The sequence below is a fragment of the Mycobacterium sp. NPDC006124 genome (assembly GCF_040614235.1).
In the GTDB taxonomy this organism is placed as follows: Bacteria; Actinomycetota; Actinomycetes; order Mycobacteriales; family Mycobacteriaceae; genus Mycobacterium.
The window spans coordinates 172,003-185,539 of record NZ_JBEXUA010000002.1; the positions used below are offsets into that span (position 1 = coordinate 172,003).

General features: G+C 68.2%; 12 protein-coding genes. 9 read left to right on the forward strand and 3 right to left on the reverse strand.

What is annotated here, in order from left to right; all coding sequences use genetic code 11:
- The first annotated feature begins 69 nt into the window (after positions 1-69).
- Positions 70-1,200: an AAA family ATPase gene (locus ABZ195_RS04480; protein WP_355216054.1), complete on the forward strand. Its 1,131-nt coding sequence runs from the start codon at positions 70-72 to the stop codon at positions 1,198-1,200.
- Entirely contained in the window at positions 1,197-2,369 is a 1,173-nt protein-coding gene (locus ABZ195_RS04485) for a MarR family transcriptional regulator (RefSeq protein ID WP_355215273.1), read from the forward strand. The genes ABZ195_RS04480 and ABZ195_RS04485 overlap by 4 nt, the downstream gene beginning before the upstream one ends.
- Positions 2,370-2,430: 61 nt before the next feature.
- Here ABZ195_RS04485 and sucD read toward each other — a convergent pair whose 3' ends face one another.
- Both sucD and sucC read right to left on the reverse strand, forming a co-directional pair.
- The gene (gene sucD / locus ABZ195_RS04490) at positions 2,431-3,333 is read right to left on the reverse strand and encodes a succinate--CoA ligase subunit alpha (protein ID WP_355215275.1); all 903 of its coding nucleotides are present in this window, start codon (positions 3,331-3,333) and stop codon (positions 2,431-2,433) included.
- 12 nt (positions 3,334-3,345) lie between these two features.
- On the reverse strand, positions 3,346-4,509 hold the full coding sequence (gene sucC / locus ABZ195_RS04495) for an ADP-forming succinate--CoA ligase subunit beta (protein WP_355215277.1): 1,164 nt from the start codon (positions 4,507-4,509) through the stop codon (positions 3,346-3,348).
- Positions 4,510-4,853: 344 nt separating this feature from the next.
- Between sucC and ABZ195_RS04500 the strand changes: the two genes are divergently transcribed.
- The 7 genes from ABZ195_RS04500 to ABZ195_RS04530 all read left to right on the forward strand — a co-directional run bounded on the left by ABZ195_RS04500 (position 4,854) and on the right by ABZ195_RS04530 (position 11,120).
- A complete protein-coding gene (locus ABZ195_RS04500) occupies positions 4,854-5,828 on the forward strand; it encodes a M23 family metallopeptidase (protein WP_355216056.1) in 975 nt (324 codons plus the stop codon).
- Positions 5,829-5,867: 39 nt separating this feature from the next.
- Positions 5,868-6,458, forward strand: coding sequence for a hypothetical protein (locus ABZ195_RS04505; RefSeq protein WP_355216058.1), 591 nt, complete (start codon positions 5,868-5,870; stop codon positions 6,456-6,458).
- A 125-nt stretch (positions 6,459-6,583) separates the two neighbouring features.
- The gene (locus ABZ195_RS04510; RefSeq protein ID WP_355215279.1) at positions 6,584-7,543 is read left to right on the forward strand and encodes an ABC transporter substrate-binding protein; all 960 of its coding nucleotides are present in this window, start codon (positions 6,584-6,586) and stop codon (positions 7,541-7,543) included.
- Positions 7,540-8,400, forward strand: coding sequence for an ABC transporter permease (locus ABZ195_RS04515; protein ID WP_355215281.1), 861 nt, complete (start codon positions 7,540-7,542; stop codon positions 8,398-8,400). The genes ABZ195_RS04510 and ABZ195_RS04515 overlap by 4 nt, the downstream gene beginning before the upstream one ends.
- Complete coding sequence (locus tag ABZ195_RS04520; protein WP_355215283.1) at positions 8,397-9,134, forward strand: ABC transporter ATP-binding protein; 738 nt, start codon at positions 8,397-8,399, stop codon at positions 9,132-9,134. Before ABZ195_RS04515 ends, ABZ195_RS04520 begins: the two co-directional genes overlap by 4 nt.
- Positions 9,118-10,719 (forward strand): FAD-binding protein, encoded by a 1,602-nt coding sequence (locus ABZ195_RS04525; protein WP_355215285.1) that lies wholly within the window; start codon positions 9,118-9,120, stop codon positions 10,717-10,719. Before ABZ195_RS04520 ends, ABZ195_RS04525 begins: the two co-directional genes overlap by 17 nt.
- Entirely contained in the window at positions 10,716-11,120 is a 405-nt protein-coding gene (locus ABZ195_RS04530; RefSeq protein WP_355215287.1) for a ferredoxin family protein, read from the forward strand. Before ABZ195_RS04525 ends, ABZ195_RS04530 begins: the two co-directional genes overlap by 4 nt.
- Here the strand turns inward: ABZ195_RS04530 and pcrA are convergent.
- On the reverse strand, positions 11,117-13,435 hold the full coding sequence (pcrA, locus tag ABZ195_RS04535; protein WP_355215289.1) for a DNA helicase PcrA: 2,319 nt from the start codon (positions 13,433-13,435) through the stop codon (positions 11,117-11,119). The two genes, ABZ195_RS04530 and pcrA, sit on opposite strands and share 4 nt — an antisense overlap.
- Between the last annotated feature and the right edge of the window lie 102 nt (positions 13,436-13,537).

A 13,537-nucleotide genomic window follows, 5' to 3' on the forward strand; every position in this document is an offset into this window, starting at 1 on the left:
ACGTACATCATCGTTGACGTACGACAGGCGCGGCGTAAGAATGGTGCGATGTCCTATCCCGCCCGCCCGATGTCCCTCGTCGTCGGCGGAATCGTCCGTCCCGAGGACGTCGTGGGACGCTTCCGCGACGCCGAGGCCGTGGCCGCGTCACTCCCGCACAGCGGCGCCGTGCTCGTCGGCGACCGCAGGCACGGCAAGACGTCGTTGGCGCGGGTGGTCCAGCAGAACGTCGCCGCAGCTGGCGCCGTCGTCGTCGCCACCAGCGCCGAACGTGAGACCTACGCCGACTTCGTGGCCGCCCTGGCCGCCGAGCTCGCCCGGCTCGAGCCCACCTGGGCCTCCGAACTGGCCAAGCTGCGCCTCACCCTGTCCGCCGGCCCCGTGAAGATCGAGCGCGACGCCCGTGCGGCGGCCGCCCTGGACGACCTGCTGAGCCGGGCCGTCGACCGCGCCGACGGGCGCCAAGTCGTGCTGTTCATCGACGAGGTGACGGTTCTCGCCCGCAACCTGGAGCGCCGCGAGCCGGGAGCCGGCGACAACTTCCTGCACACGCTGCGCCGGTTTCGCCGAGAACACGGCGGACGGGTCGCCACGATCCTGTCGGGCTCGATCGGCTTCCACCACGTCTCGGCCGACGCACCGAGCACCGTCAACGACATCAGGAAGATCACCGTCGGGCCCATCCGCGACGATCACGCCACCTATCTCGCCGAGTGCCTCCTGCTGGGCGTCCGGGTGAACGCGGCCGACGCCCACCTCATCGCGCCAGCCATCGCGGCGGCCGCCGAGAACGTCCCCTATTACATCCAGCATCTGGTGGCCGCCTCCGTAGCCGCGGCACGCGACACCCGCGTGCTTCCGCGGCCCGACCAGATCGCCGGATTGGTCACCAGCGCGATCGAAGACCCCACCGACCCGTGGGATCTGCGCCATTACCGAGACCGATTGAGCCACTACTACGGGCAGGACGCCCCCTCGATCGCCAAGGTCCTCGACGTCTACGCATACGCCAACGGTCCCCTCGGCATAGACGAGGTACTGGCGTTGCTGCGTGGGGAGGGCAGCCCGATCGACGATCGCGACCAATTGGTCTCGCTCGTCGAACGTCTGGAACTTGACCACTATCTGATTCGCGAGGCCGATGCCGACAGGTTCTCCTCGACTCTCATCCAACGTGCCTGGCGAATGTTGCGCCGATGAGCGTGCACCCGAACTTCACGCCGTCGGCCTCCCGCCCCGAGGATCTGGACGCGATGACGGTGGGCCGTGAATCGCTGTTCGAGACCCTGGTGCACCGCATCTCCTCGGCTGCCCGTGACGGATCGCGGCCACACACGCTGCTCGTCGCGCCGCGCGGCGCCGGCAAGACCCATACGCAACACGTCGTGGTTCGACGCAGTCTCGTCGATCCGTCGAACACCAAGGCCTTTCTCCCGGTGCTGATTCCGGAGGACTCCCTGGCAATCGGGTCCTACCTCGACCTGCTGGTCGAGATGGCGAGGACCATCGACACGGACCTTGCAGAGACCGCCCGCGGGTTGCGTCGCGACGGTGACGCCGTCGGCATCGAACAGGCCATCGTGGCCCACGCCGACGGTCGGATGGTCTTGCTGGCCGTCGAGAACCTGGACCGGGTGTTCGACGCGTTGGGCGGGGCGGGTCAGGGCAGTCTGCGCGCGTGGGTCGAAACGTCCACCGCCGTCATGGTCTTCGGGACGGCCCCGGCTCTGTTCGGCGGCGTCTCGTCGCGCGACATGCCCTGGTACGGCTCCTTCATGGTGGAGACGCTGCCCGAGTTCGGAGTCCCCGACGGCGCTTCCATCCTGCGGCGCGCGGCCGAGAAACGCGGGGACGACGCCCTCGCGTCATTCGTCGACTCCCCCTCCGGTCGCGAGCGACTCGGGGTGATCCACCGCCTCGCAGGCGGCTTGCCGCGCACCTGGCACATCCTCTCCGACTTCGTCGACGCGACGTCGCTGGACGCGCTGGTTCCCGTGGTCGGGGCGCTGCTGGACCGAATGACGCCTCAGTATCAGAACCAATTGTGGGAGCTACCCTCCGGCGAACAGCGCCTCGTCGTGGAGTTGGCCCGGCACTGGGAGCCACGCACGGTGAGCGATCTCGCTGCCGCCGTCGGCGTGTCGAATCAGTCTGCGGCCACGGCGCTCGGACGACTGGTGTCGGCGCGATGGGTCACCTCGGCCAAGTCGCGCGACGGGGACAGGCGCGCCTCCTGGTACGACCTGACCGAGCCGCTGGTGAGGTATCAGCTCAGGTACCGCGAAGAACACACCGACGCGGTGGTTCGCGAGATCATCGCGCGGCTCTCCGACGACGGCCACGCAAACGAGTGTGCGGCCAGATCGTGAATTCCGAAGGATTCGCGATCTGACCGCACACTCGACGCTGCGTATGACAGGTTGTTGCGTGTTACAGGCTTTCGAAGATCTCGCGAGCTAGCTTGGCCGTCTCCGACGGCGTCTTGCCGACCTTGACACCGGCAGCCTCGAGGGCGACCTTCTTGCCGTCGGCCGTGCCGGCACCGTCGGACACGATCGCGCCGGCATGGCCCATCGTCTTGCCCTCCGGCGCGGTGAAGCCCGCGACGTAGCCGACCACCGGCTTGGAGACGTTGGCCTTGATGTAGTCGGCGGCCTTCTCCTCGGCGTCGCCACCGATTTCGCCGATCATCACGATGACCTTGGTCTCGGGATCCTTCTCGAACGCCTCGATCGCGTCGATGTGGGTGGTGCCGATGACGGGATCGCCGCCGATGCCGATGGCGGTCGAGAAGCCGAGATCGCGCAGCTCGTACATCATCTGGTAGGTCAGCGTGCCCGACTTGGAGACCAGGCCGATCGGACCCTTGCCGGTGATGTTGGTGGGCGTGATGCCGACCAGCGCCTCACCGGGGGTGATGATGCCGGGACAGTTGGGCCCGATGATGCGGGTCTTCTCACCCTTGTCTACGTTGTAGGCCCACGCATAGGCGCTGTCCTGCACCGGGATTCCCTCGGTGATGACCACCAGCAGCGGAATCTCGGCGTCGATGGCCTCGATGATGGCGTCCTTGGAGAACGCGGGCGGCACGAAGGCGATCGACACGTCGGCGCCGGTCTCCTTCATCGCCTCGGCGACGCTGCCGAAGACCGGCAGCTCCACGTCGTTGCCGTCCTTGTCCTGGTGCGAGACAGTGGTTCCCGCCTTGCGTGCATTCACGCCGCCGACGACCTGCGTGCCCGCCTTCAGCATCAGCGCGGTGTGCTTGGTGCCCTCGCCGCCCGTGATGCCCTGGACGATGACCTTGTTGTTCGAGTTCAGAAAGATCGACATGTGCAGCGCCCCTTACTTGTTCGCCAGCTCGGCGGCCTTGTCGGCCCCGGCGTCCATGGTGTCGGCCTGGATCACCAGGGGATGGTTCGCCTCGTCGAGGATGCGACGACCCTCTTCGACGTTGTTGCCGTCCAGCCGGACCACCAGGGGCTTGTTGGCGCTGTCGCCGAGCTTCTTCAGCGCGCCGACGATGCCGTTGGCCACCGCGTCGCACGCAGTGATCCCACCGAATACGTTGACGAAGACGCTCTTGACCTGGTCGTCGCCCAGGATCACGTCGAGACCATTGGCCATCACCTCGGCCGAGGCGCCACCACCGATGTCGAGGAAGTTGGCGGGCTTGACGCCACCGTGCTTCTCGCCGGCGTAGGCGACGACGTCCAGGGTCGACATGACCAGCCCGGCGCCGTTTCCGATGATGCCGACCGCACCGTCGAGCTTGACGTAGTTGAGGTCGTTCTCCTTGGCCTTGAGCTCGAGCGGATCCGTGGCGTCCTTGTCCTCGAACTCCTCGTGCCCGGGCTGACGGAAGTCCGCGTTCGCGTCGAGGGTGACCTTGCCGTCGAGCGCGAGGATCTGGTCGTCCGGCGTGCGCACGAGGGGGTTGACCTCGACCAGCGTGGCGTCCTCGCCGACGAAGACCTCCCACAGCTTCTGGATGGTCACCGCGGCCGCGTCGAGCACCTCGGCGGGCAGGTGACCCTGCTCGGCGATGGAACGGGCGAAGGCCAGGTCGACACCCTTGACGGCGTCGACGGGAACCTTGGCGAGCCGCTCGGGCTTCGTCGCGGCGACTTCTTCGATCTCCATGCCGCCCTCGACGGAGCACATGGCGAGGTAGGTGCGGTTGGACCGGTCGAGCAGGAAGGAGATGTAGTACTCCTCGGCGATGTCGCTGGCCTCGGCGACGAGCAACTTCTTCACGACGTGGCCCTTGATGTCCAGGCCCAGGATGTTCTGCGCGTGGGTGAAGGCGTCGTCGGGGGTGGCCGCGTACTTCACGCCGCCGGCCTTACCGCGCCCGCCGACCTTGACCTGCGCCTTCACCATCACGGGCTTGCCGATTTCCTCGGCGATGGCCTTGGCGTCCTCGGCCGAGTCGGTCACCCGGCCCGGAGTGGTGGGTACCTCGTGCTTGGCGAACAACTCCTTCGCCTGGTATTCGAATAGATCCATGCGTTTCCCCGGATCTCCCTAGTCTGTCAGCGTCGACTGATTGGTTGTTTCTCTACGTTTCGGCCAGAATGGCTCGGGAGGAACTTTATCCACACACCCCAATGTGATCCGCACCGCCCACCGTCATGTGGTACATCTCACCGGCCGCCCTGTAGTGATACAAGTCACAATATTCGGCGGAATATGGCCACGGGTTGCCACCAACATTGGATTTTGGTTAACGTGCCTCTGGTCTAAGTAACGGTACGGTCACGGCGCGAAGGACATTTCGGTTGGCTGAGCAGGGTTCATCACGGGTATCTCGTGAGACCTCGACGACCCACTTCGACGCCACCACCACCGACATCATTCCGTTCAACGAGTTCGGCGATCTCGACGAGCTGGACTTCAGCAACACCTGTGCCTTCGATCGCGAGTCACTGGTCATCCGCGCACCCGAGCTCGACGACCTGCACGACACCGACGACCTGACGCCCCTGCGGCTCGCCGTCCCCGCGCAGTTCCGGCCGGCCGGAGACGAGCTCCGCTCACGCCACGCCTACCGCGACAGTCACACCGACGTCAGCAACGGCATGGAGGACACCGACGTCATCGACATGTCGGCCCGCCGCGGCCTACATCGCAAGGTCGGCGACGGCCACGTCAAGGCTCGTCTGGTCGCCGCCGCCATGGCTGCCGGCGCCACCGCAGCCGCGGCCTACTCGATGGTCAACGCCTCCGACAAGGCGCCCGCCGACCAGATGGTCGCCGCCGGACCCAACGCCTTCGTCGACGGCGCTGCCATCTCCGGCTCCTCCGACGGCATGCAGATCGTCACGGTCGCCCCGGCGGCCAGCGAGGCCGTGCACAGCCAGGAACTCGCCAACGGCGCCGCGTTCGCCGCCGAGCGCGCCGAACGCGAGGCGCGCCTCGCGAGGCCCATGTACGTCATGCCCGCCCGTGGGGTGTGGACGTCCGGCTTCGGGTACCGCTGGGGCGTCCTGCACGCGGGCATCGACATCGCGAACTCGATCGGCACGCCGATCGTCGCCGCCGCGGACGGCGTGGTCACCGACGCCGGGCTCACCGCCGGCTACGGCGCCTGGGTCAAGATCCGGCACTCCGACGGCACCGTCACGCTGTATGGCCACGTCAACACCTGGCTCGTCACCCCCGGCGAACGCGTCATGGCGGGCGACCAGATCGCCACCATCGGCAACCGCGGCCAGTCCACCGGCCCGCACCTGCACTTCTCGGTCCTCAAGAACGGCACCGACTTCGTCGACCCCGTGCCGTGGCTCGCCGCCAAGGGCCTGAGCCCCGGCAACTACGTCGGCTGACAGGTGACGTCCGGCGGCCCTCCGTCCGAGGAGACCCGCATCATCCGGCGGCAGCCCGAGGCAGGCCCGCCACCGCCTCCCGACTTCCCGGAGCAGCAGACCGGAATCATCCGCCGCCACCCCACGGGCGCATTCCCGGCCGCACCCGAGCCGCAGACCAGCTTCATCCCGCAGGCCGCACCCGAGCTGCAGACCAGCTTCATCCCGCAGGCCGCCGCCGTCCCGTCGATGGCCCCACCGCCGGCGCCGCGGCCGACCACCAACCGTGAGAGCCCCCTCGCCGCGTCTGCCGCCGCCACCGTCAGCATCATCAGCGGCTGGGCCACCGCCGTCATCGCGACGTCGCTCATCAGCGGCTGGTGGGGTACCGACGAATTGTTTTGCATCGCAATCGGATTCCTCACCGCGGTGTCCGCCGCGGCCACCATCGGCGGCTTGATCTCACTGCTGCTGCGCCAACGCATCGGCCGGTTGCTGATCGTCGTCGGCTCCATCGTGGCGCTAATGATCTTCGCCGGGCTGTTCGTCGCGGGAGCGGACCTGCCCGAATTGGTCTACGGCATCCCGGTCTTGCCCGTGGCCGCCATCACCCTGGCGCTGCTCCCGGCCACCGGCCGCTGGTGCGACTGAGCCATACCGGGGTCCCGGGGGCGTTCCGGTCAACACGAGCGTAACGATCGACCCCCACCTGTGAATCGGCTGTAGTGAGGGTCCTGACTCTCTGTCACAGATCCGAATCCGGAGGCTCCACTCCAATGTTCAGCCGAATCCTGCGTGTCCTGACCGTCGCCGCGCTGGCCGCCACGGCGGTTGCCTGCAGCAGCGGCCCCGCCGACTCCGGCGGCTACACCCTGCGGATCGGCGCGACGTCGGTGACGGGGACACCCGCGGGATCGCTGGGATGGGGCGACCGTCAGGGCATCCTGAACGAAGAATTGAAGGCGGCCGGGGTCGACCGGATCGAATACTCGTTCTTCCAGTCCGGCGGAGACGCGGTCTCGGCGCTCATCGCGGGCGCAGTCGACGTCGCCGCGGTCGGTGACAACCCCGCCCTGCGGGCGCGAAGCCGCGACCCGAAAGTGGTTCTCCTGTCGTTTGATTCGGTCAACAGTGACATGCAGCTCGTCGGCGCGCGGGGCGGGCCCACCACCATCGAGGGGCTCGTCGGCAAGAATGTGACCGCCCCACAGGGCACCATCCGTGACCGGGCCGCCCGCCAGCTCATCGAAGCGGCCGGCCTCACCGGCAAGATCGACGTGAAGGACGTGCCCACACCCGAGTCCATCGCGGGGCTGAGCTCGGGCCAAATCGACGCCACGGTCCTCAGCGGCGCCAGTTCGGTGGATCTGCAGAACAAGGGTTATCCCGTCATCGACAGCCTCTCCCAACACGGCATGGGCAGCACCGGCACCAACGTCGCACTCACCTCCTTCACCGAGGCCCACCCCGACTTCCGCGACGCGTGGCAGCGGGCGGTCACCGCGGTCAACGCCGACATTCAGAAGAACTTCGACGACTACCTGCACTGGGTCGCCGACACCGACGGCACCAAGTTCGAGGACGTGAAGCAGTCCACCCAGGCCGACGAGTTCAACACCGAGCCGTTCCCCCAGATCGGCGTCAAGCAACTGCAGGACGCCTACGACTTCCTTCAAGCCGACGGTTCGCTCGCCAACCAATACTCCGTCACCGAGTGGATCGGCGCCACGAAGTGACCACCGCTGCGGTCCCGACGACGCCGACCCGCCCCGCACCCGAATTGGTCGAGGTCGTCACCGAACACCGCACCAGACGCGGACTTTGGGCGCGGACACCCCGGACGGTCCGCCGGATGGCGGGCCCCGGCGCACTTCTGTTCGCCTGGGCCGTCGGGGCGGCGACCGGGTGGCTCGACCCCGACCTCTTTCCGCCGCCCGCCCAGGTCGCCGCCACGGCGTGGCGGCTCCTCGACGACGGCCAATTGGCCACCCACGTCGGCGCATCGGCGATCCGCGTACTGACCGGCACGGTCCTGGGCATCTTCATCGGTGCGGCACTCGCTGTCGTCGCCGGACTCACCCGAACGGGAGAGGACCTCCTCGACTGGACCATGCAGGTCTTCAAGGCCGTGCCCAACTTCGCGCTCACCCCCTTGCTGATCATCTGGATGGGCATCGGCGAGGGACCCAAGGTCGTCCTCATCACCACCGGTGTCGCCATCGCCGTCTACATCAACACCTACGCCGGAATCCGGGGCGTGGACCGTCAACTCGTCGAAATGGCGCAGACCTTGAAGGCGCCGCGCCACACGCTCATCACACAGGTCATCCTGCCCGGGGCCATGCCGAACTTCCTGGTGGGATTGCGGCTGGGCCTCTCGAGCGCCTGGCTCAGTCTGATCTTCGCCGAGATGATCAACACCACCAAGGGCATCGGCTACCTGATGTCCCGTGCACAGACCAATCTGCAGTTCGACGTCTCGTTGCTCGTCATCGTCATCTACGCCGTCGCCGGATTGCTGTCCTATGCGCTGGTTCGGCTCCTGGAGCGATTGATGTTGTCCTGGCGCAACGGGTTCGACGGCGTCTCGTGACGCAGTCGGTCGTGACGATCCGAGCGCTGCGGCGCAACTTCGGATCCCAGCAGGTACTCGACGACTTCGAGCTCGACATCGCCGACGGCGAATTCGTGGCCATGCTAGGCCGCTCGGGTTCGGGCAAGAGCACGCTGCTGCGGGCGGTCGCCGGACTCGACGAGGAAGTCACGGGCTCGGTCGTCGCACCCCGTTCCCGCGCCGTCGTCTTTCAGAGTCCCCGGTTGCTGCCGTGGCGTCGCGCCCTGGCCAACGTCACCTTCGCCCTGCCCGACGGCGGACCCGACGCGGCCGACCGTGACGCGCGCGGCCGCGCCGCACTCGCCGAGGTAGGTCTCGCCGACAAGGCCCGGTCGTGGCCGCTGCAGCTCTCTGGCGGTGAAGCGCAACGCGTTTCGCTAGCTCGAGCCCTGGTTCGCGAACCCGACCTGCTCTTGCTAGACGAGCCGTTCGGTGCACTCGACGCCCTGACCCGACTGAAGATGTACCGCCTGTTGCACGACCTGTGGTCGCGGCGGCACATGGCGGTCCTGCACGTCACCCACGACGTCGACGAGGCAATCCTGCTCGCGGACCGCGTGGTGGTGCTCTCCGGCGGCCGGGTGTCCCTCGACCGACGGGTAGACCTGCCCTTTCCGCGCAGCCGGGGGGACGACGGATTTGACGAGTTGCGCCGCACCCTGCTCGCCGAACTTGGCGTGCACGAAGAGGTAGGCCATGAGCAGCCCTCCTGACGCCGACCAACTGACGACCGACGTCCTGGTGATCGGTGGCGGCCCCGCGGCCACGTGGGCGGCGATCTCCGCCTCCGAGGCAGGAAGCCGAGTCGCTCTGGTGGACAAGGGTTTCTGTGGTACCACCGGCGCCACGGCGTCCGGCGGCAACAACCTGTGGCTGATTCCGCCCGGACCACGCCGCGAACAGTCGATGCGCGAGTCCGAGCTCGCCGCCGGCGGACTCACCGACGCCGAGTGGATGTCGCGGGTTCTGGCCACCTCGTGGGACCGGGTCGAGCTGCTGGCCCGGTGGGGGTATCCGTTTCCGACCACACCCGACGGACAGCCGCTGCGCAGTAGCCTGCAGGGCCCGGAGTACATGCGGCGGATGCGCCGCAAGGCCCACCGCAGCGGGGTCCGCATCTTCGACCACCATCCGGCACTGGAACTCTGCACCGACCTCGACGGGGTCGTCGACGGGGCCCGGGGCGTGGCCCGACAGGACGACGGACGGCCGTGGCGAATTCGTGCCGGGGCCGTCGTACTGGCCACCGGTGGCACCGCCTTCATGTCGGGCACCTTCGGCACCAACGTCGACACCGGGGACGGGCTGCTGATGGCCGCGGAGCTTGGCGCCAGCCTGTCCGGCATGGAGTTCTCCGGCGCCTACGCCTTGGCACCGGAGTGGGGCGTTCACACTAAGGGACGGATGTTGCAGTGGGGCAGCTTCTACGACGAGCGCGGCCGACCGCTGCCCACACAGCTGGGACTGGGTGGACGACAGGACGCCCAGCGCGCCTTGGCCCGCGGGGAGCGGGTCTTCGCTCGGCTCGACCGGGCCCCCGCCGACATTCGCCAGACGATGCGCGACGCACAGCCGAACTACTTCCTACCGCTGGACAAGGCGGGCGTCGACCCGTTCACGACCGCCTATCCGATCCGCATGATCCACGAGGGATCGGTCCGCGGGACGGGCGGCCTGCGACTGACCGGACCCGATTGTGCGACGACGGTTCCCGGCCTGTTCGCCGCCGGTGACGCCGCGACGCGCGAATTGATCACCGGATCGGTCAGTGGCGGGGGCAGCCGCAACGGATCGTGGGCGATCGCCTCAGGGACGTTCGCCGGTCGCGGGGCCGCGGAGTTCAGCCGCAGACGCACGGCGCTCGTCGGACGTGACACCACCGAACATCAGGGCCTACGGGCGGGCGGCGTCGGCGCACCGACCGTCGACGAGGTCGTGCGCGCCACCCAAACCCACGTCCTGCCACCGTCACGTAGCTACCTGAAGTCGGCGTCCCGCTTGGCCGAGTCCGCCGCGGCGCTGGACGCCCTATGGCAAGAGGTCTCCGGCGGTCTGGCCCCGGTGCCGCGTCGGGCGTCCTACAAGCCCCGCGAGGCGGTCGCCATGCTCGCCGTCGCGCGATGGACGACGGCCGCGTCGCTGGCCCGCGCCGAGAGTCGCGGCCTGCACCGTCGGGAGGACGTCCCGGCCCGCGACCACCGGTTCGACCACCGGATCCTGGTGGGCGGCCTGGACTCCGTGTGGACCGCGCCAGACGCGGTGCTGCCGCGGCTCGTCTCCGCCGAGCCGGCCGCATGATCGAGATCGTCAGCACCGCGGCGTGCATCGCCTGCGACCTTTGCGTGAAGGTCTGCCCCACCGACGTGTTCGACCGGGGCGCCGACGGGGTGCCGGTCATCGCCCGGCAGTCGGATTGCCAGACGTGCTTCATGTGCGAGGCGTACTGCCCAACCGACGCCTTGTACGTCGCACCCACGTCGACCCCGGCGGGACCGGACAGCCCGCACGCCGATGAGGACGCCGTCGCCCGGTACGGCCTGCTCGGCAAATACCGCGCGATGCTCGGCTGGGGCCGAGGCCGCACCCCGGGGGCGCGCCTGGACCGGAACCCCGTTCTCAGCGCAGTGCCGCCGCTGTCCGAACCGCGGCTACCGGCACCCGCCGAGCTAGCCGACGGGCCGTGGAATCACCCCGATTAGAGCTTCTGGATGGGCGCGTGGTTGTGCATCAGCTTGACCCGGCCGGCGCTGCCGAAGTCGATGAGCGACATGGCGGATTCGCCCATGCCGGAGACCTCCTCGACCCGACCGAGACCGTACTTGTCGTGCGTGACGCGGTCGCCGGGCTCCAGGGTGATCGCCGGCCGGTTGCGCGCAGCCGTGGTGCGGGCGGGTGACGGCCGCGGCGTGCCGAAGCGGCCCGCCCCGCTGACGGGGGCGCTGAACGACGACTGCGGGGCCTCCACCCGCCGCCAGTCGATGAGCTCCTGCGGAATCTCCCGCAGGAAACGGGATTCCGGGTTCAGCATCGGTTGTCCCCACGACGAGCGCACCTTCGCTCGGCTCAGGTACAGCCGTTGCCGGGCGCGGGTGATGCCGACGTAGGCAAGGCGACGCTCCTCGGACAGTTCCAGGGGGTCGCCGAGGGCTCGCATGTGCGGGAACATGCCGTCCTCCCACCCGGTCACGAAGACCATGGGGAACTCCAGGCCCTTGGCGGTGTGCAGCGTCATCATCGTCACCACGCCCGACCCGTCGTCGGGGATGCCGTCGGCGTCGGCGACCAGCGAGACCCGCTCCAAGAACTGAGCCAGAACGCCGGTGTCCGGGACGTCCTCGTCGACCGGCTCGCCCTCCTCCTCACGCAGGGCGGCGGCGTTGGCGAGGTCGATGCTGAATTCGTGTGCGACGCTGACGAGTTCGTTGAGGTTGTCCAGCCGAGCCTGATCCTGCGGATCGTTCGACGCCTCCAGCTCGCGGCGGTAACCGGTGCGTTCCAGCACGGCCTCCACCAGGTTGCCCAGCTCGTCGTCGAGCAATCCGCGCAACTCGTCGAGCAAGGCGACGAACGCGGCGATCGCCTTCTCCGACCGAGTGTTGAGCATGGGCACCCGCCCCTCGGCGGCGGCCTGCAGGCTGTCGTTGAACGACCCACCGGTGTTCTCGGCGTGGACCGCGACGCAGGCCTCGGCACGGTCGCCGATGCCGCGGCGCGGGGTGTTGAGGATGCGTCGCATGCTGACGGCGTCACCGGGGTTGTCGAGCACGCGAAGGTAGGCGACGATGTCGCGAATCTCCTTGCGCTCGTAGAAGCGCACTCCCCCAACGACCTTGTACGGAATGCCCGCCCTGATGAAGACGTCCTCGACGGCGCGCGAGGAGTTGTTGGTGCGGTAGAAGACGGCGACGTCGGAGTAGTTCGCGTCCCCGCGGGAGGTGAGCGCGTCGATCTCCTCGGCGATGAACCGCGCCTCGTCGTGTTCGTTGTCGGCGACGTACCCGACGATCAGCTCGCCTTCCCCGGCGTCGGTCCACAGCCGCTTCTCCCGGCGCCCCGAGTTGCGGGAGATGACGGAGTTCGCGGCCGAGAGGATGTTCTGCGTCGACCGGTAGTTCTGCTCCAGCAGGATCGTCGTCGCGTTGGGGTAGTCGCGTTCGAAGTCCTCGATGTTGCGGATGGTGGCGCCGCGGAAGGCGTAGATCGACTGGTCGGCGTCACCGACGACGCACAGTTCGGCGGGCGGCACCCCGTCGGCGCCCTCTTCCAGATCGTGCCCGACCAACTCCCGCACCAACGCGTACTGGGCGTGGTTGGTGTCCTGGTACTCGTCGACCAGGATGTGCCGGAACCGCCGCCGGTAGTACTGCGCGATCTGCGGGAAGGCCTGAAGCACGGCGACCGTCTCACCGATCAGGTCGTCGAAGTCCAGGGCGTTCGCGGCCCGCAGCCGGCGCTGGTACTCGGCGTAGGCCTGGGCGACGATGCGCGCGAGGTCGTCTTCACCCTCCGCCGCCTCGAAGGCGGCCTTGTCGGGGTCGATCAACTCGTTCTTCAGGTTCGAGATCGACGTGGCCAGCAGCCGCGGCGAGTACCGCTTGGTGTCGAGGCCCATGTCCTTGGCGATCATCATGAGCAGCCGGCGCGAGTCGTCGGAGTCGTAGATCGAGAAGTTGGAGTTGAGCCCCGGCAGCAGCGACGCCTGGTTGCGCAGGATCCGCACGCAGGTGGAGTGAAACGTGGAGACCCACATCGACCGGGCGCGGGGCCCGACCAACTCCACCACCCGTTCCCGCATCTCGGCGGCGGCCTTGTTGGTGAAGGTGATGGCCAGCACCTGTCCCACCCCGACGTCACGGGCGGCCAGCAGGTAGGCGATGCGGCGCGTGAGCACAGCCGTCTTGCCCGACCCGGCGCCCGCGACGATCAGCAAGGGCGTGCCCTCGTGCAGCACCGCCTTGCGCTGCTGGGGGTTGAGCCCGTCCAGCAGTTGATCCGTCTCAGTCGCAATCGTCATGTCGGAAATCAACTTACCGCCGACGGGAGACACCCGGCGGCACCGCGCGTCGGACGGGTCCTTTGCGCGGACGTGGTCCTCGGTGGCACACTCGATGCGTGC